This window comes from Chryseobacterium sp. Tr-659 (assembly GCF_011752975.1).
Taxonomy (GTDB): domain Bacteria; phylum Bacteroidota; class Bacteroidia; order Flavobacteriales; family Weeksellaceae; genus Chryseobacterium.
Genome location: NZ_VWWP01000013.1, coordinates 1 through 17652 on the forward strand (window position 1 = coordinate 1; position 17652 = coordinate 17652).

General features: G+C 35.9%; 13 protein-coding genes. 7 read left to right on the top strand and 6 right to left on the bottom strand.

Going from position 1 to position 17652, the window contains the following annotated elements:
- The 3 genes from F3J23_RS20310 to F3J23_RS20320 all read right to left on the bottom strand — a co-directional run.
- Positions 1-154, bottom strand: a 154-nt coding sequence (locus tag F3J23_RS20310; RefSeq protein WP_167033185.1) for a class I lanthipeptide, incomplete at its 3' end; no start/stop codon positions are given.
- 85 nt (positions 155-239) lie between these two features.
- Positions 240-2630 (bottom strand): outer membrane beta-barrel family protein, encoded by a 2391-nt coding sequence (locus tag F3J23_RS20315; RefSeq protein ID WP_228455394.1) that lies wholly within the window; start codon positions 2628-2630, stop codon positions 240-242.
- Positions 2631-2696: 66 nt separating this feature from the next.
- Positions 2697-3341: a hypothetical protein gene (locus tag F3J23_RS20320; RefSeq protein ID WP_167033187.1), complete on the bottom strand. Its 645-nt coding sequence runs from the start codon at positions 3339-3341 to the stop codon at positions 2697-2699.
- 125 nt (positions 3342-3466) lie between these two features.
- Here F3J23_RS20320 and F3J23_RS20325 point away from each other — a divergent pair, with 125 nt between their 5' ends.
- A complete protein-coding gene (locus F3J23_RS20325; protein WP_167033189.1) occupies positions 3467-4225 on the top strand; it encodes a response regulator transcription factor in 759 nt (252 codons plus the stop codon).
- Between the two features lie 10 nt (positions 4226-4235).
- Here F3J23_RS20325 and F3J23_RS20330 read toward each other — a convergent pair whose 3' ends face one another.
- The gene (locus F3J23_RS20330) at positions 4236-4982 is read right to left on the bottom strand and encodes a ThiF family adenylyltransferase (RefSeq protein ID WP_167033191.1); all 747 of its coding nucleotides are present in this window, start codon (positions 4980-4982) and stop codon (positions 4236-4238) included.
- A 178-nt stretch (positions 4983-5160) separates the two neighbouring features.
- Positions 5161-6843: a tetratricopeptide repeat protein gene (locus F3J23_RS20335; protein ID WP_167033193.1), complete on the bottom strand. Its 1683-nt coding sequence runs from the start codon at positions 6841-6843 to the stop codon at positions 5161-5163.
- A 269-nt stretch (positions 6844-7112) separates the two neighbouring features.
- On the opposite strand from F3J23_RS20335, the gene F3J23_RS20340 reads away from it, so the two are divergent.
- The gene (locus tag F3J23_RS20340) at positions 7113-7988 is read left to right on the top strand and encodes a hypothetical protein (protein ID WP_167033195.1); all 876 of its coding nucleotides are present in this window, start codon (positions 7113-7115) and stop codon (positions 7986-7988) included.
- 66 nt (positions 7989-8054) lie between these two features.
- Here F3J23_RS20340 and F3J23_RS20345 read toward each other — a convergent pair whose 3' ends face one another.
- Complete coding sequence (locus F3J23_RS20345) at positions 8055-8705, bottom strand: helix-turn-helix domain-containing protein (RefSeq protein WP_410498210.1); 651 nt, start codon at positions 8703-8705, stop codon at positions 8055-8057.
- A 100-nt stretch (positions 8706-8805) separates the two neighbouring features.
- On the opposite strand from F3J23_RS20345, the gene F3J23_RS20350 reads away from it, so the two are divergent.
- The 5 genes from F3J23_RS20350 to F3J23_RS20370 all read left to right on the top strand — a co-directional run bounded on the left by F3J23_RS20350 (position 8806) and on the right by F3J23_RS20370 (position 17645).
- Positions 8806-9201, top strand: coding sequence for a YbjN domain-containing protein (locus tag F3J23_RS20350; protein ID WP_167033197.1), 396 nt, complete (start codon positions 8806-8808; stop codon positions 9199-9201).
- Between the two features lie 19 nt (positions 9202-9220).
- Positions 9221-9922, top strand: coding sequence for a PspA/IM30 family protein (locus tag F3J23_RS20355; RefSeq protein ID WP_167033199.1), 702 nt, complete (start codon positions 9221-9223; stop codon positions 9920-9922).
- Between the two features lie 3 nt (positions 9923-9925).
- Positions 9926-10582 (top strand): YqiJ family protein, encoded by a 657-nt coding sequence (locus F3J23_RS20360; RefSeq protein ID WP_167033201.1) that lies wholly within the window; start codon positions 9926-9928, stop codon positions 10580-10582.
- 124 nt (positions 10583-10706) lie between these two features.
- The gene (locus F3J23_RS20365; RefSeq protein ID WP_167033202.1) at positions 10707-12728 is read left to right on the top strand and encodes a flotillin family protein; all 2022 of its coding nucleotides are present in this window, start codon (positions 10707-10709) and stop codon (positions 12726-12728) included.
- A 114-nt stretch (positions 12729-12842) separates the two neighbouring features.
- Entirely contained in the window at positions 12843-17645 is a 4803-nt protein-coding gene (locus tag F3J23_RS20370) for a DNA repair ATPase (protein WP_167033204.1), read from the top strand.
- Positions 17646-17652 lie beyond the last annotated feature (7 nt).

The window sequence follows — 17652 nt, forward strand, 5'->3', positions numbered from 1 at the left end:
GAGTAGACCCGTTGCAAGAACACTGCCCGCAAGATTGGCTAGGCGCCTGGATACGGTTGTTACCTCCTTTCAGGCTGTTCATTTGCTCTTCCTGAAGTTTGCTGATTTGCTCTTTGTTGATTTGTAATCCTTTAGTTAATTTGATTTTTTGCATGATGTTAAAATTTTAATGATTAAATTTTAGTTATCTTTTATAGTCATAAAACTTTGTTGGACCTTACTTGCAAGTATATTTTTGTTTATTTAACTCTACTTCTTTCGTCTTCATTACCAAGCTTTCTTTGTTCGGATTTTAAATTTTTGTTTCCGAATTTATAGCTGAGGGAAATTCTGAAGCCTCTTGTGTCATTGTATCTCTGGGAATCTGTCTTCACTCCATTGGATTCATAAGTGATGACGGATCTTTGGCCATTTAATAAATCCTGTCCTGTTACCGTTAAAGTAAGTTTCTTATCCAGAAGCAGAAACTTCATAGAAATATCCAGAATATTTAAAGTTGAGATATGAAATATCTGATAACGCCCCGGGAGTTGTAATCCATAATTTACACTGAAGAATGTAGTTTTTGATTTATTCAATGTGAAGTCATTATTAGAATAGATATAAGCATTATATCCATCAATTGAGCTGATAGCGTCTATTTTAGACTTTACATTCTGGTAGTTTACATTAAATCCAGTAAAACTGTTCCACCAGGACCATTTGTTAAAGTTATAATAGGTTGAAATACCAATCTGATAGGTGTTTGCATAATTCAGTGGGGTACTTCTGGTAATATTTGTACTCTGATCTAAAATTGACAGCTTTTGGCTGAAATCTGAAACCTGAGAGTAATAAACAGAGGATACCCATTTCTGATTCCTGATGTATGAAAATTCCAGATTATCAATTATGGAGGGTTGTAAAAATGGATTTCCTTCAGAATAATAATAAGGACTTGTACGTACTACGAATGGGTTCAGATAGTCAAAATTAGGCCTTCTTATTCTTCTGCTATAATTAATTGAAAATGCATTTTTATCATCCGGATTATAAGTTATATAAGCTGTAGGGAATAATTTGACATAATTAATTTTATTCGTTTGATTCATGTTATGAGAGTATCCGGTTGTTTGTGTTGATTCTAATCTTAACCCTGCCTGAGCTTCCCATTTTTCCCCCAATTTTTTACTTCCAGAAACATATATTGCCTCATTGTGCTCTTTGTAATTGAAAATATTGGATTGCTGAGTATCCAAAATAGGAGCTCCCGTTTTGTTGTCATAAACAACCAGATCATTATTGGTATTGGTATAAGTGTATTTTGCCCCAAAACTTAAAGCCATCCAATCCAAAGGCATTTCCACATCCACCTTTCCGGAATAGTTTTCAATATGATTCATATTGGTATTGGTAGCTGAAAAAAAGCTTCCTGGAAGAACATTTCTTTGATTATCAAGTTCATTTCCTGCAAAAAAGCTATAATCACTCTTTCTATAATTGAAATAATCAAAGTCAGTAGTTATTTTTGTGCCTGAAGAATCTATCTTAAAAGAATTGTACCAGTTAAAAGAATTCATATTAGGTTTGTTATTTGCATCTAACCCTGAAGAGATGTAGGAATTAATCACTTCTGTTTGTTCATTCATTCTTGTTGTGAAAGGATTATTTGATGAGGTACTTTTCGTAAAACTCCCAAGATATTTTACACCTGTTGTCCACTTATCTGATATTTTATAATCTATACCTAGCCCTAATCCAAGATTATTGTCTTCGGATTTATTCTTTAAGCTTGTTATCCATAATTCATCCGGATAATAAATTCTGCTGTCAGATGTTGTACGGAGCCGCTGTGAGCTTGTATTAGCAGATAGTTGTACAGATAAACGTTTGTAGTTATAGTTGAATGCGCCCTGAAGTGCTCCTCCGGCATAGGTTTTTTGAGTATAAGAACTACCGATATTAGCATTCCACGAATTTGCCTTTGCTTTTTTCAATCTGATGTTAATCAGTCCATTATCGCCTTGTGCATCATATTTAGCCGGTGGAGTAGTGATTACTTCGATAGATTGGATATTATCCGAAGGTATTGATTTTAGAAGGCTTGATAAATCTTCCGGAGACATTCTCTGGATACGATCATCAATCATTACAAGGACTTCTCCTTTTCCTACAATAGAAACCGTTTCATCTTGTATACGAACCAAAGGCGTTGTCTTTAAGGCATCTAAGGCAGTCCCTCCAGTTGCAGAAACTGAATTCTCTACATTGAAAATAATACGATCTACCTTTCTTTCAACTAATTTTTTCTTCTGGGTTAAACTAATTTCTTTGATTTCTTTGACATCAGCAGCTTTTATAGTAAAGTCTTTATTGAGGTCTCCGTTAATCTCTTCAGTTGCTTCATATACTTTGCTTCCGTTTAAGAAAAAATTAATAGTATAAGAGTCTTTTTGGGGAAGCTTAATACTAAAAAGACCATTGTCATCTGTAATTGCAGAAAATGTATTGTTCCCTGTTGACAGAATTACTTCTACATAAGAAATATTTTTTCCCTGTTCATTAGATACTTTACCGGAAATACTCTGAGCGTTCAAGTGCGCGCTCATTCCTAAGAAGGATAGTAATGGTATTAAGTATTTCTTTGTCATGATTGTTATTTTATGTTTCAAATGTAGAATGTTGTGTTTTGAATGCTGCTACACCGAAGTGTAGTTTTAAGCGGTCTGTTGTAATACTACACTTTGGTGTAGGGCATCTGCCTGCTTAGTGGTTATCAAATGATAATTCTTATCAAGGAACTTTTTCAGCCCATTATAAGTTAACATAACCGGGATTGTCTCAGATCCTAGATAATGAATAGGTTCTGCTAATGTAATGGCTTCTATTCCCATAAGTTTCAGTACTTTCAATAGCTTGGCATCACATTCTGCAATAGCAACAGAATTTTCATTTTGACAAACTTCATTGATAGCATAAGCCATTAACGTTTTGAAAATCCCAAAACCTGTTTTATCAATTCCTTTTTTGATGGCAAACCTCCCGATATGCCAGATGTCGGTTGCTTTACTTTTAATGAAAGATGAAGGATTAATATGGAAAAGCTTTTCCAATGGAAGAACATCTGTTTGGTTCCATTTCAAAACTCTTATTGATCCATTAATCTTATCGTCATTATCCCTGGAAACAAATATCTTAGATTCCTTAAAGGCTTTCTCTTCATTATATATACTATCTACTTCAGTCTTGAACTTTTCAGTGTTAGAATGGTCCTCATGATGACTAAAATTTTCTGTAACAACAAATTTTGCTAATTCGTATAAGTTTTTGCTACCTAAGGAATAAAAGTTAAATTGTTCCATATTTTTTTTATCTTTATAGTAAAATTATTACACTGACTGGTGGGATATGCTACACTTTAGTGTAGATTCCTTAAAGTCTACACTAAAGTGTAGTAAGCTAAAAACTAGACCCAAAAAACTAAGGAATGGAAGAGATTCGTAAATTTTTTTCGAACAAAAACAGTATCGAAAATATCTCAGAGTCAGAGAATAATCAGACTTCTGATTATCTGGAGGTCATTAAAGCCTTTGCCAGAATCACCTATATGAGTTTGTATGTTATCGACTATCAGAAACAGAACTTTGAATACGTTTCAGATAACCCCTTATTTCTATGTGACCATACCCCCAAGGAAGTTGAAACAATGGGCTATGCTTTCTATTTCAGACACGTGAAAAAAGAAGATCTGGACCTCTTATTTAAGATCAATGAAGTAGGCTTTGAGTTTTATGAAAACCTGCCTGTAAACGAAAGAAAGCTATATACAATTTCCTACGATTTTCATTTGGTTAATGAAAGTAAAAACACGATTCTGATTAATCATAAGCTTACCCCTCTTTTCTTATCTGCAGAAGGTAAAATGTGGAAAGCGATGTGTATTGTATCTTTATCCCATAACCATTCGTCCGGAAATATTTCTATTGTAAAGCAGGGAACAGATGAGATTTGGAATTATGACCTGAAAGAAAACAGGTGGATAAAAGAAGAAAAAGTAAAGCTCTCAGAAAGAGAAGCCGAAATTTTAAGATTGTATGCACAGGGGCTAACCATCAACGAGATTGCCGATAAGATTTTTGTAACGGGAGATACCGTAAAGTTTCACAGAAGAAAGCTGTTTGATAAAATGGGAGTGAGTAACATCACAGAAGCGTTATCGTATGCTACCAATTATAAACTGATATAAACCACTTTATTTATTCTGAAATAGCATTCATATAAAACTGAGGAAAAGTTTTGTAAGTTTTTCCTGTGGCAATTTTGAACATGACATGGGTACACATTCCGGCAACGATCCATGAAGCAATAGCTAATTGTGGTGGAGGAAGGTTTTCCTTTTCCTGCTTGTAGTCGTCTATAATATTTTCGAGCCATTCGTTGGGGGTTCTCCAGAAACGTAAATATCCTGCAATATATTCAACCATTTTGAGTTCATTAAAATTGTCATCAGAAAGGATGTCGATTGGTAAGCCATTGGGCTCAATAACCGCTACGAGTCCTCCCCATCCCAAATTATAGGGGTGGAGTACATGTATTCCTTTTTCCTGGCAGATTCTGTCAAAGACAACCGGAATATTACTTGAGAAATCCAGAGCATTGATGGCAATGTCGTGATCCCCAATGATTTCGGCTACATTTTCCTGAGTGATAAACTCGCTGCGGAAACGGATTTTGGCTTTAGGATTAATGCTTTTCAGACGGTGGTACAACGTTTCAGCTTTATAAGATGAAATATCCCCGTAAGTATAGTTCTGTCTGTTAAGGTTAGACTGCTCAATAACATCACCATCTACGATGGTAATATTTTCAAACCCGAAACGCAGGGCACATTCGGCAATATTACTGCCAATACCACTTCCGGCAAGTAGAATAGAAACGTTTTTAATAGCATTCTGTTCCTCTTCCTTTACGTATAATCTGTTTCGAGAATATTGAGCTTTCATGTCTTTATCTTTTATAACAAAATTATAGGTAAGCAGCCGAAATATGACTACACCAAAGTTTAGTTTTAAGCCAGAATATCACGTTATTTCTGCATTGTAAATGATTTATTCTGTCACATATTTTGGAGGCAAATATTTTCAAAAAATCTCCAGAATGAATAAGGAATTCTTGAGTAGCCTAGAATTTATTTAGAAACTCACTTAGATTATTTTCCTTTTCCAAACCAAGTTTAGCCTTTACCTTAGCCTTATAAACTCTGATGCTTCCTACCGTAAAGTTTTCAATTAGCGAAATTTCCTTTGCTGCCAGATTAAGTTTAAAATAAACACAGAGTTTAAGTTCCTGCGCAGACAAAGTTGGAAATATTTTGGATAGTTTTTTCATGAATATCTTATTCTCCTGCGAGCTTTCATTAATCAGGTCATTACTTTTTCTGTCAATGAGAATCAGATTATTTACTTTGAATTGAAGATCTTTCACAATATCTTCCGGTTCAATATTTTTTGATCTTTTGATCTTTTTCAGGTTTTCTAAAAACGCTCTTTCGGTTTCCGTCTTTAAATTAAGGTTCAGGTGCAGGTTTCTGATTTTTTCTCTTTGCAGCTCAAGATCCTGTTCAAAAATTCTTTTCTCCTTCGTTATTAATTCTTCTTTCTTTTTCTTTGTGCGGATAAGATTGATGATGATAATCAGGAAAATAAAAAAGATAAGAAATATAGAAATAGTTAATAAAAGATTTTTCTTTCTTTGCTCCCTGTTCTCTTTATTGGCGTTTTTTATAATATAGTTATCTGCGATATCGAAGTTTATTTTCAGCTCCTTTTTAGCGAGCTTATTATATTCTTTATTGGCAGCCACCAGTTTTTGAGATGCTGATTTAAATTTCTGAATATCATTTTTATCAGAATAGTATTCCTGAATCATCTCGTAAAATGCAATTCTGTCTTCCGGATCTTTTAAATTAGGCTCAACCATATTCAAAGAATGGATGATGCTATTTATTTTATCAGTTTCATGGGTGACGTCTCTGTAAAGGGTTATAAGTTCTTTCGAGGCATAGAAAGCCATTCGGTAATTATGATGATAAAGAGAGAAGTTGAGCTTCGCTAATAATAATTCTTCTGTTTTTTTATAATCCTTAATTTCAAGAAAATACTGAGACAGTCCTCCTTTCATATAATTGATAAAAACATTTTCAGCCTCACTCGGTTGTTTTTTTTGTTCCAGTAATCTGATTCCTTTTAAGGTTTCACTAATGGCCATGTCCGGCTTTTTCATTTGATCATAGCACATACCGATATTATTATACATGGATGCTATATATAAGGTTTCCTTTTGAGGATCATAAGTTTGAAGCGCTTTATTAAAATAGGTTAAAGCATTTTTGCTATCATTATTGTTGTATAGAATTCTTCCCTTAAAATGGTAGAGATGGGGGAGGTAATACCTTTTTCCTGTTTTTTCATCAGATTCTATGGCTGTATCTATGCACTTTAATGCCCATTCCGGGGAGCTCTTTTCAAATTGATTGGCAAGATTGTAGTTGCATGCAATGATAATGTAGTCATATTGATTGTCATTTAATCTCAAAAGCTCATAAACCATGGGGATTTGCTTAAGCCTTTCATTCACATGAATAACAAGGTTTACATATTTGCTGCTGAGAAGGAATATCTTCTTGCCGGTTTGTTTATACTTACGGAGTTCCCGTATGTATATTTTTTCGATTTCTCCCTTATTTTTCCCTCTAAAGGGAGAAATTTCCCGGTCTATCGAGTGAAGATATTCATTTCCCTGCTCTGGGGAACTGCAGGAACTTAACATGAAAATGAATAAAAAATAGTATAAAAATATTCTCATAATCTGTGTGCTTTGGGTAGGATGAGCAACATTTGTATTTGTGTTTTTCTGTTATTAATATTGTTTATTGAATAATATTTTGCATATCAAAGGATTATAGATTTAAAATTAACATTTTTTTAGCTTGAAAAAGAAATTCATTAATGTTAATTAACAGGGTGATTGTAATATTTTTTCTTGAATAGAAATAATTTTAGTAAAAAGTTCTGACAGAAATTGTGGACTTTTTTGAATCTAAAAACACACAAACAATTTAAAACAAGAGATGTATGAAACTCATTTTGACTACCCTCATTCTTTTATGTAATGTTATAAGCCTGTACGCCCAAGTTGGGAATGTTGGTATTAATACTACAGTACCTGGCTCAAAGCTTACTGTAAATGGTTCTTTTGCAGCGGCCTATGGGAGTATAACCTCTAATACCTATAGTATTGGAGAAAACGATTTTTACCTTTCCTGGTCTGGAACGGCTGCCGGTACAATGACACTGCCTAATTCTACCACAGGGTTAACCCGTACCGGAAGAACTTACTATATCAAAAACATTTCATCAACCAATACCCTCACCATTGATGCGGATGGAACAGAGTTGATAGATAATACCCAAACGGTCTCTATAATGCCTGGAGAATCTGCGCTGATTGTTAAAACAGATGTTAATACAGCCAGCGGATCTACTTATGAACTGGTCTTGCTGTCTAAATCTGATGGAAGTTATATTTATGCAGTCTCTTCTTCAGCAGCAGAAGTTCAGAATCAGGGAGTTCTTACTACTGCAAATTTTGATTCTATAGATTTTAGTACAAATGGTGGAGGAGATTTTAATCTGACTACAGATACCTGGACATGTCCAAAATCAGGGTACTATAAAATAGAATTTTTGGAAACTGGGTTTCATACTACTACCAATGTAGCAGCACATCGTTTGATGTCTATTCTTAAGAATGGAACATCCATATCAGATCAGTATTATACAATGGTAATCTTATCCATTGCAGCTTCACAGAGGGCTTCAGGATATAATTCCGTAGTGGCCAATTTACAACAGGGAGATGCTATCAAGGGAAGCCTTGTGATGTGTTTTGGTTGTGGAGCAGCTTCAATGACCTCTTCAGTACGAAGAATGGTGATTACAAGGTTATAAAATTTCAGGATTTAGATTTTTAATAAAAGAAAATTCCCTGCAGCTATTGGTGCAGGGAATTTCTATTTATATACTGTTAGATTTTCTTTCTAAATTTTCAAGCCTTTCAAAAATACTTGTAAAGATGTTTTTTCCCGTTATAGAAACGTATCCCATAATCTTATAAAGCTCCTGTTCATTTTTGTTTTTTCCTTTACAATCAGCAAGATATTGCAGATTCCCCTCTTTATATAATAATAAATTGGAAGAAGAGTCATTTTTAAGATCTGCTTTATTCAGAAAAAGAATATCCCCGGATTGATATTGTGGAAGAAGCTCAGTTTCCGGTGTAAACTCATAAACCAAATCTACAAATGCTAATATTTTTTGCAAAATGCTGGCGTTAGGATGATCATCCTTATAAATTACTTTTGATTCTTGACTATTCTGTATTGCTAATTCAGGAAATAGCATAAGTTGATCAATATCAGAAACGCTTGCTAACTGGTTTACCTGTAGGGTTTCTGTTAATAATTTATCCAGATTCAGATTAAAGTGGCTGGCAACCTTTAGTATTGTTTCAATTTTAGGTTCCGCACGTCCTTCTTCATAAGAGCTTATTACTCCTCTGTTCAGATCAAATAAGTCAGCAAAGGCCTTTTGGCTCAGTCCTTTAACCTGTCTTATCTTCTTAATATTAGTTCCAAAGAAGCTCATCTTGTCTAATCTTTTTTGCAAATATAGAGAATATTAAATAAATGATTGCTAAAAATATTTGCAATTTGAAAATTTTATGTTATATTTGTGTAGATGAAATTTGAACACAAAACTAGCCATCATGAGAAATCAAATATTTAGAACGGTCAAAGAGTGGTTGTTAGATTATGAGTTTACAATCACTTTAGAAGATGAGGCTCAGAGAATCTTAATTATTGAAAAAGAATCTAACGGGATAAAAAATATGATCCTTATTATATCAGATTCAATTCTGATTATGGAACAGTTTCTTTTTGAAATCAAAAACCCAACCGAACATACCTTCCGAAAACTGCTTCAGAAAAACAGAGATATCGTTCACGGAGCCTTTGTTCTTGATAGTTCAGGAAAAAGAGTGATTTTCAGAGATACCCTTCCTACGGATAACATGGCCCAAAATGAAGTGATGGCATCCATTAACTCACTTGGAATTCTGGTGGGAGAATTTACCAACGAAATGCTTGAAATGAGTAAGTAATTTACAAAAGATATTTAAAATGAACATTTTTAAAAGATTATTAACTATTGGAAAAGCGGAGATTCATTCAGTGATCGACAGCTTTGAAGATCCCATCAATATAACGGAGCAGGGAATCCGCGACATGAAGGAACAGCTGGGGAAAAGTATTGAAGCGCTGGCTCAATTAAAAGCTTTAGCTATTCGTAAAAAGAACGAGGCTGAAACTGAAGAACAGGCTGCTAAAGATTATTATAATAAAGCGATTGTGATAGTTCAGAAAGCAGAAAAGGGAGATGTAGGGACAGCAGAAGCAGACCGTCTGGCCAAAGAAGCACTGAAAAGGCAAACCTCTTCACAGGAAAAAGCAGCAGATCATCAGAAAGAGCATGAAAAACTGCACTCTGAATGTGAAAAACTCCAGGGAAACATTAACCATTTGAAATCAAGTATTGCCAAATGGGAAAATGAACTGAAAACCCTGAAAGCAAGAGTACAGGTGAGCGAAGCAACGAAAGATATCAATCAGAAAATGACACAAATGGATACCGGAAGTACTGTAAGCATGCTGGAAAAGCTTAAGGACCGGGTTGTACAGCAGGAAGCATTGGCAGATGCGTATGCTGATCTGTCAAAATCAGAGAAAACGATTGATGAAGAAATTGATGCGATGGTCAATAACAAAGATTCGGAAGCGGAAGCAGCTTTAAACAGATTAAAAGAAACACTTAAAAAAGGCTAATCTATGACCTTTCAGGAATTTTTAAACATAGCATTTTCTCCGGTGAATACAGTTCTGAGTGTCCTGTTAGGGCTTTCGGTAATCTATTGGCTGTTTACCATACTTACCGGTTTGGATATTGATGTGGGAATTCATTCCGACCTGGACGCAGGAGCTGATCTTGACACACCGGACGGTCATTTTCATGCTCCGGATCATGATCCCACCGCATGGATGCATTTCCTGAAGTTCCTGAATCTGGATATTGTTCCGGTAACCTATTTTCTTACCTTATCACTTCTTATTACCTGGCTGGGATCCTTTTATCTGAATTATTTTATTCCATTACCTGTTTGGGCTGGAATCCTGATCTTATTTCCTCTGATGATCATAGGAATGTTGCTTACTAAAATGCTTCTGAAGCCTTTAAATCCTTTTTTTAGAGAAATCAACCATAAAGGAGAAATGTCGTACGCATTTTTAGGAAGAGAAGGCCGTTTAAAATCAAGCATACAGGCTGATAAAATAGGAATGATGGAAGTTTTTATCGGAAGCGACCCTATGACACTGATGGTGAGAAGCAAAGACGGAAGCAAACTGGAACACGGAACCCATGTCATGATTGTAGATGAAGAACCGGATAAAAGAATTTATTATGTACAGAGATCAATGAGATATTAAAAAAACGAAAACTAATAACCATGTTAACTCTTTTTTTGATCATGCTGAACTATATCATGGAGATTCTTCTCCGGTTTTTTTAAACAAAAAAACACATTTATATATTCAATAAACTTATAAAACTATGAACTTACCTTTAATTGCAGGAATTATAATTGTTGCGGTAGCATCAATCGGATTGATATTCTGGATTTTATCCATGTATAAGAAGACCGTTCAGGGAATTGTCATCTTAAGAACTGGATACGGCGGCACGAAAGTTTTCTTCAATGCCGGAATTGTAATTCCCATTATCCATCGTATGGAATCTATGGACATCTCTGTAAAAAAGCTGGAAATATCAAGAGAAGGAAAAGCCGGACTGATCTGTAAAGATAATATGAGAGCAGATATTCAGGTGGCATTCTTTATTCGTGTCAACAAATCCGTAGATGATATCGTTAACGTTGCCCAAACCATAGGATGTCAGAGAGCTTCTGATGCCCAAACCCTAAGAGAGCTTTTCGAAGCGAAATTCTCAGAAGCCCTTAAAACTGTAGGAAAGAAGTTTGATTTTACAGAATTATACGAAGCCAGAAGTGAATTCCGCCAGGAAATCCTTGATATCATTGGAACAGATCTGAACGGATATGTATTGGACGACTGTGCTATAGACTACCTTGAACAGACTTCAATCGATAAATTAGATAAAGATAATATCCTTGATTCTGAGGGGATTAAAAAGATCACAGAACTTACCGCTACACAAAATATTAAAGCCAATCAGGTTCGTCGTGATGAAGAAAAGACCATTACCAAGCAGAACGTAGAAGCCCGTGAAGCCATTCTGGAACTTGAAAAGCAATTGGCAGAAAAACAAGAATCTCAAAAAAGAGAAGTAGCTAATATCAAAGCACGCGAAAATGCTGAAATTTTAAAAGTTGAAGAAGAAGAACGTCTCAGATATGAAACGGTACGCATTGCTACAGAAGAAAAACTACAGATTGCAGAAGAAAATAAACTCCGTCAGGTTGTTATTGCAGCAAAAAATAAAGAACGTGCAGATCTGGTAGAAACAGAAAGAGTGTTAAAAGATAAAGCACTAGAGGCAACAGAAAGAGAAAGAATTGTTTCCCTTGCACAGATTGAAAAGGAAAAAGCAATAGAACTAGAGAAGAAAAGTATTCAGGATGCGATCCGTGAGCGTTTAACAATGGAAAAAACGGTTGTGGAAGAACAGCAGGGAATCAAAGATCTCGAAGCCTTCAAAACTGCAGAAAGAAACAAGCAGGTAGAAATTACCGTGGCCACTCAGGAAGCAGAGAAAAAGCTGATTGAAGAAACCAGAGCTGCAGAAGCCCGTAGATTGGCTGCAGAAAAAGATGCACAGAAATATGTAATCGAAGCGCAGGCAAAAAGAGATGCTGCAGAAAAAGAAGCAGAAGCCCGTAAGATCATCGCTGATGCAAAAGCAAAAGAAGAAGCTACTGTAGGATTATCAGAAGCTCAGGTAATGCATGCAAAAGCAGATGCTGCAGAAAGACAGGGTATTGTAGAAGCCATTGTTATCGAGAAAAAAGCAGACGCTACCAAGAGAGAAGGAATTGCCCAGGCCGAAGTTATCAAAGAAAAAGCATTGGCCGAAGCAGCAGGAATCACTGAAAAAGCCGAAGCTATGAAAAAGCTGAACGACGCCGGAAAAGACCACGAAGAATTCCGTCTTCAATTGGCAAAAGAAAAAGATGTGGAGCTGGCTCAGATCGCTATTCAGAAAGATATTGCAGAAGCTCAGTCTATGGTATTGGCAGAAGCCTTCAAAACGGCAAAAATTGACATTGTAGGAGGAGATAACACCTTCTTTGATAACGTGATCCGTCAGGTTTCTGCAGGAAAAGGATTAGATAAATTCTTCAACCACAGTGAAAATGCTCAGATCGTAAGAGAAAACCTTTTAGGAGATGGAGAAAATATCATTGGGAGAGTAATGGGAATGGTAGATAAATACAAAATCTCATCAGATGATATCAAAAATATGAGTATCGCTTCACTTATTTTCAAGCTGAACGGACTCGCCAATCAGCAGGAAAAAGGGATACTGGAAAGAGCTCTTGATATGGCCAGACATCTGGGAGTGGAAAATAAACCGGTCAATAACAACCACATTTAATTCAATATCGAATTAAACAACGTATTCAATGCTATCAAACCTTACAAGTTTCCAAAACCTGTAAGGTTTAAAATCAGGCATTATAGCAAAGTCATGACTACCTAAATAAAAACGATGTCAGAACAACTTAATTCCGGGACCTACGAAATTATTCAGAACCGATTGAATGAGCAGAAAAACGATCTCATTCAAAGGCTTCAGCAGCTGAATGAAAGCCGTAAAAATATATTTGGCGGCGTAGATTTTTCCCTTATTGCCAACGAAAGGATATCTACCGATCACAGCTGTATCGCCAAAGATATCTATTCTTTGGGGAATCATCTGATCTTTGGTTCCAATGCTCATTTAGGCTTACAGACTGAAATTAATATTTCGGATGTATTTTCAATATACAAGATCAATAACAATCGATTTGAACCTCAGGACTATACCCTGATCAATGATGAGGGTTTTATTGATGAATTTAAAAACCTGTACAAATACTACAGAAATACGTTTTTTGCCAGATTTACCTTCACGGAAAACTATTTGTACATGGTTTTCCAGCTTTCTGAAAGTACAACTGATATCAAAGCTTTCAAATGGCTTATTAAAGATAATGGGCTTATTTATATAGATTCCAGGAGTGCTTCCGAAACATCTTATCCTCAACAGCATGGTTTTGTATGGACAAAAGCAACGAGAGATATGCAGAGATCCGGAAAACATCCTCATATTTCCCTCGCAGATAAAGTTTTTGTAGAAAGTATTGGTGGAGATATCACGATCAAAGTAGAAGATAATACCGATACGGGAAAAGGAATTTATTCCGAAGATGTGATTCATAAAGATCAAAATCTGGATGATGCCGAGATCTATTTTTGTGATCTGGATAATCTTGTTGTGTTTAAAATTAAACCTTATCAGGAAACTGAACGTTATTTTATTTACAATCATAAAGAAAAGACTGTTTCCAGAGCAGATGCCCTTAAATATTCAGGATTACTGCTTCCGGAAAACCAGGGAGTACTGTTTTCCAACGGATATGCACTCCAGACGGGAGGGTTAAAAGTTATTTCCCAGGATCAGAACAGATTGTATTATCTAAAGACCATTACAGAACCCAATGGTGAAAACTTTTTGTATGTTTTCTATGATGATAAAACAAATAATTATCAATTGATTTCCTACAATATCATCACCCAAACCATTGAAACACCAATCCGCTGCAGTGGATTTACTTTCCTGAATGACGGAAAACTGATTTACCTCCGTGAAAGTATAGAAACTACAAAAAATCATCTTGCCCAGATCTGGCAGACCCCATTTTCCAAAGAAGTATTGCCAAATGCCGAAAAAGCAGACAGCTTAATTTACAAAATAGGAAATAAAGATATTGTAAGAGTAATGGCAGAAAGCCAGGAGCTCATTACGCTTCTTAATAAAAAAGATTCTTACAGTGGATTGTACAATGATATTGTAAAGCTTTCCACCTTCATTCTGGATACCTATTATTTTCTTGGTGAGGAGGAAGTTGAAAAGTTGGATCAGCCATTGAAGGAAATCCGGGGAATTGCCCATTCTGCAATCAATGAATATGAAAAAGTAGTAGAACAGAGAAAAAAGACAGAAGAAGCTTTAGAAAAGATAAAGCATTCCTGTGATAAAATTTTAGATGATACCAAAAGACTTCACTATTCCCAGCTTTCGGAATATATTGACGCACTCTCGCAAATAAGAGCATTAAGAGGTGAAATTACGGGAGCCCGAGATCTTAAATATGCAGATACTGCTTTACTTGATTCACTTGAAAAAGCCTTGGCAGAGCGTTACACCGAGCTTTCAAACGCCTGTGTGGATTTTCTGCTTCAGGAAGGAGCTTTGCTGCCGTATGAAGACAAAGCACAAAAGATATCTGAAGATATTATTGCACTTCAAAAGGCTGTTGATGCAAAAGGAATTGATGAAAATATCAATATATTATCCGGGCAGTTGGAACTATTGGTGGATATTGTCAATAATCTTAAAATAGAAGATACTTCCCAATCTACCCAGATCATTGAAAATATCTCGCTGATCTTTGCCCGTCTGAATCAGGAAAGGCTGGAACTCGGCAAAAGGAAAAGAGAAATTTCAGGAAAAGAACTGGCTTCAGACTTTCAGGCACAGATCACTTTATTTGATCAGTCTGTTATTAATTTCCTGGAACTTTCCCAAACTCCCGAGAAGTGTGATGAATATCTCACTAAACTTTCCATTCAACTGGAAGAAATGGAAACAAAATTTATCGATTTTGAAGAATTTATCCAGCAAATAGGAACCAAAAGGGAAGAAGTTTATGGGCACTTCCAGAATAAAAGAGTACAGCTTACCGAAGCGAGAAACAAAAGAACACAGAATCTTTTTGATGCCGCCCAAAGAATCCTGAAGTCTGTACAGACAAAGGCCGAATCCTTTGATTCTGAAAATGAGATCAACGGGTATTTTGCGGCAGATCTGATGGTAGAAAAAATGAAGGATCTTTCGAGGCAGCTTGCAGAATTGGAAGATTCGGCAAAATCAGAAGAGATTCAGACACTACTAAAAACCTCTCAACAGGAGGCCGTCAGAAAACTTAAAGATAAAAAAGAGATCTATGCAGACGGTGAAAGCGTCATTGCTTTGGGAGATTATAAATTTGCAGTCAACCGGCAAAAATTGGATCTTACTCTGGTACTAAGAAATGCACAGTATTATTATCATCTTACCGGAACAAGCTTTTATGAACCGTTGAGCTTTAATACAGCAGATGAATTCAAAGAAGTCTGGAATCAGGAATTCGTCTCGGAAAACAGCCAGGTAAAAAGATTCGAATACCTTGCCTGGAACGTATTTTCAGTACATAAAGAAATTGCAACGGAGCTACAGAATGAAACTTCTGTACAGCAGTTTACAACAGAACACTTTGGAGAAGGTTTGGTAAAAGGAATCCACGATAAAGATGCACAGCATATTGTGACCAGACTACAGCAAATACATAATGAGCTGGGATTGATGAGGTTTACTGCACAAGAAAGAGCACTGGCACAGATATTTTGGTTTTTCCTCGAAAAAGAAAGAAAAGAATATTATACGAAACAGTTTGAAGCGGCAGCTATCATCTCACAATCATTCATTGTAAAGGAAGGGTTTGAGTACTTAAGCCGGGAGCTGGCGGGAGAAATGAATGCTTTTGCATCAACACATAATATTTTTAAAGAAACAGATTGTATCAATTCTGCAATATACCTGAAACAGGAAGACAAAGAAAACTTCCTGATCTCAGAAAAAGCAGGAAGATTGTACGAATTATTTTTAAAAGAACTGAAAGAAAAAGGCAAAGATCTTGAGTTTATTACACAGATACAGGCAATGTATCAGTATCCTTCTGCGTGTTATTATATTGTAGAAAGTGCATTGCAGGCCTTTGATCCGCATGCTGAGAAAAATATTATACGGGAGACGGCTGCCTTTATCATCACCCAAAAGTTTGATCCGAAAAATATCAGGCGTATTTCTTATGAAGTAACGATAAAAGAACTGAAGTCTCTTGAAAAAGATGCAGAATACAATCTTAATTATTTTGAATTTGTAGCCCGCCTGAACCAATTCAATACCGTTACCGTTCCGAAATACAAGCGTCTTCAGGAATTGAAATACACTTGGATTGATGAAAAGAAGAAAGCATTGAAATTAAACACCTTTCAGCCACAGGTGTTAAGTTCTTTTGTCAGAAATAAGCTGATTAACGATGTTTATTTCCCTCTGATCGGAGCAAATTTAGCCAAGCAATTAGGAACAATAGGCTCAGACAAGCGAACAGACAGAATGGGAATGCTTCTTTTGGTATCTCCTCCTGGATACGGAAAAACAACCCTGATGGAATATATGGCGGAGCGTATGGGGCTGGTTTTTATGAAGATTAACGGCCCGTCTTTGGGTTATGATATTGTTTCAACGGATCCTGCGGAGGCTAAAAATGCGGGAGCAAAACAAGAACTTGAAAAGCTGAATCTGGCCTTGGAAATGGGAGATAATGTGATGTTGTATCTTGATGATATTCAGCATTGCAATCCTGAGTTTTTACAGAAATTTATTTCACTTGCTGACGGACAGAGAAAAATAGAAGGAATTTATAACGGAGAAAGTAAGACCTATGATCTCCGTTCCAAAAGATTCTGTCTGGTGATGGCTGGAAATCCATACACGGAAAACGGAGAAAAATTTAAAATTCCGGATATGCTTGCCAATCGTTCAGATACTTACAACCTCGGAGAAATATCCGGATCAAAAACCGATCTTTTTGATGTAAGCCTTATAGAAAATGCTTTAATGTCCAATGAATATCTGACAAGACTTACCCAGCCGGGAATAGAAAACCTTTATGAGCTGTATGACTGCGTGCTTACGGATAACCCGGCAGATAATCTTAAAGGGAATTTCAGCTCCAATGAAATATCAGATTTCCGTGCGGTATTGAAAAACACAATCATGGTAAGAAATATGGTACTGAAAGTGAATAAAGAATATATCTCTTCAGCGGCAATGGCTGACGATTATAGAAATGAACCGTCATTCAAACTGCAGGGATCTTACCGTAATATGAATAAACTTATTGCACAAATTCAGCCTATTCTAAAAACCAATGAAGTGACTCAGATTGTTCTGGACCACTATCAGAATGAATCTCAGACGTTAACGACAGGATCAGAAGCCAATATGTTAAAATTGAAAGAACTGATTGGAACCATTTCAAAAGAAGAAACAGAACGTTGGACAGAGATTAAAAAGACATTCGTTAAAAATAAAACGATAAAAGGATTAGGAGAAAATGACAGGATGTCTCAGATTGTAGCATTACTCGCCCAATTTGGAGATGGGCTGGAAGGAATTAAAGAAGTCCTGAGAAAAGAAGTTTAGTCTTGAT

What these genes read in the sequence shown, in the direction of transcription:
- F3J23_RS20315 (WP_228455394.1), bottom strand. Translation starts at nt 2,630, where the DNA reads ATGACAAAGAAATACTTAATACCATTACTATCCTTCTTAGGAATGAGC.
- F3J23_RS20320 (WP_167033187.1), bottom strand. Translation starts at nt 3,341, where the DNA reads ATGGAACAATTTAACTTTTATTCCTTAGGTAGCAAAAACTTATACGAA.
- F3J23_RS20325 (WP_167033189.1), top strand. Translation starts at nt 3,467, where the DNA reads ATGGAAGAGATTCGTAAATTTTTTTCGAACAAAAACAGTATCGAAAAT.
- F3J23_RS20330 (WP_167033191.1), bottom strand. Translation starts at nt 4,982, where the DNA reads ATGAAAGCTCAATATTCTCGAAACAGATTATACGTAAAGGAAGAGGAA.
- F3J23_RS20335 (WP_167033193.1), bottom strand. Translation starts at nt 6,843, where the DNA reads ATGAGAATATTTTTATACTATTTTTTATTCATTTTCATGTTAAGTTCC.
- F3J23_RS20340 (WP_167033195.1), top strand. Translation starts at nt 7,113, where the DNA reads ATGAAACTCATTTTGACTACCCTCATTCTTTTATGTAATGTTATAAGC.
- F3J23_RS20350 (WP_167033197.1), top strand. Translation starts at nt 8,806, where the DNA reads ATGAGAAATCAAATATTTAGAACGGTCAAAGAGTGGTTGTTAGATTAT.
- F3J23_RS20355 (WP_167033199.1), top strand. Translation starts at nt 9,221, where the DNA reads ATGAACATTTTTAAAAGATTATTAACTATTGGAAAAGCGGAGATTCAT.
- F3J23_RS20360 (WP_167033201.1), top strand. Translation starts at nt 9,926, where the DNA reads ATGACCTTTCAGGAATTTTTAAACATAGCATTTTCTCCGGTGAATACA.
- F3J23_RS20365 (WP_167033202.1), top strand. Translation starts at nt 10,707, where the DNA reads ATGAACTTACCTTTAATTGCAGGAATTATAATTGTTGCGGTAGCATCA.
- F3J23_RS20370 (WP_167033204.1), top strand. Translation starts at nt 12,843, where the DNA reads ATGTCAGAACAACTTAATTCCGGGACCTACGAAATTATTCAGAACCGA.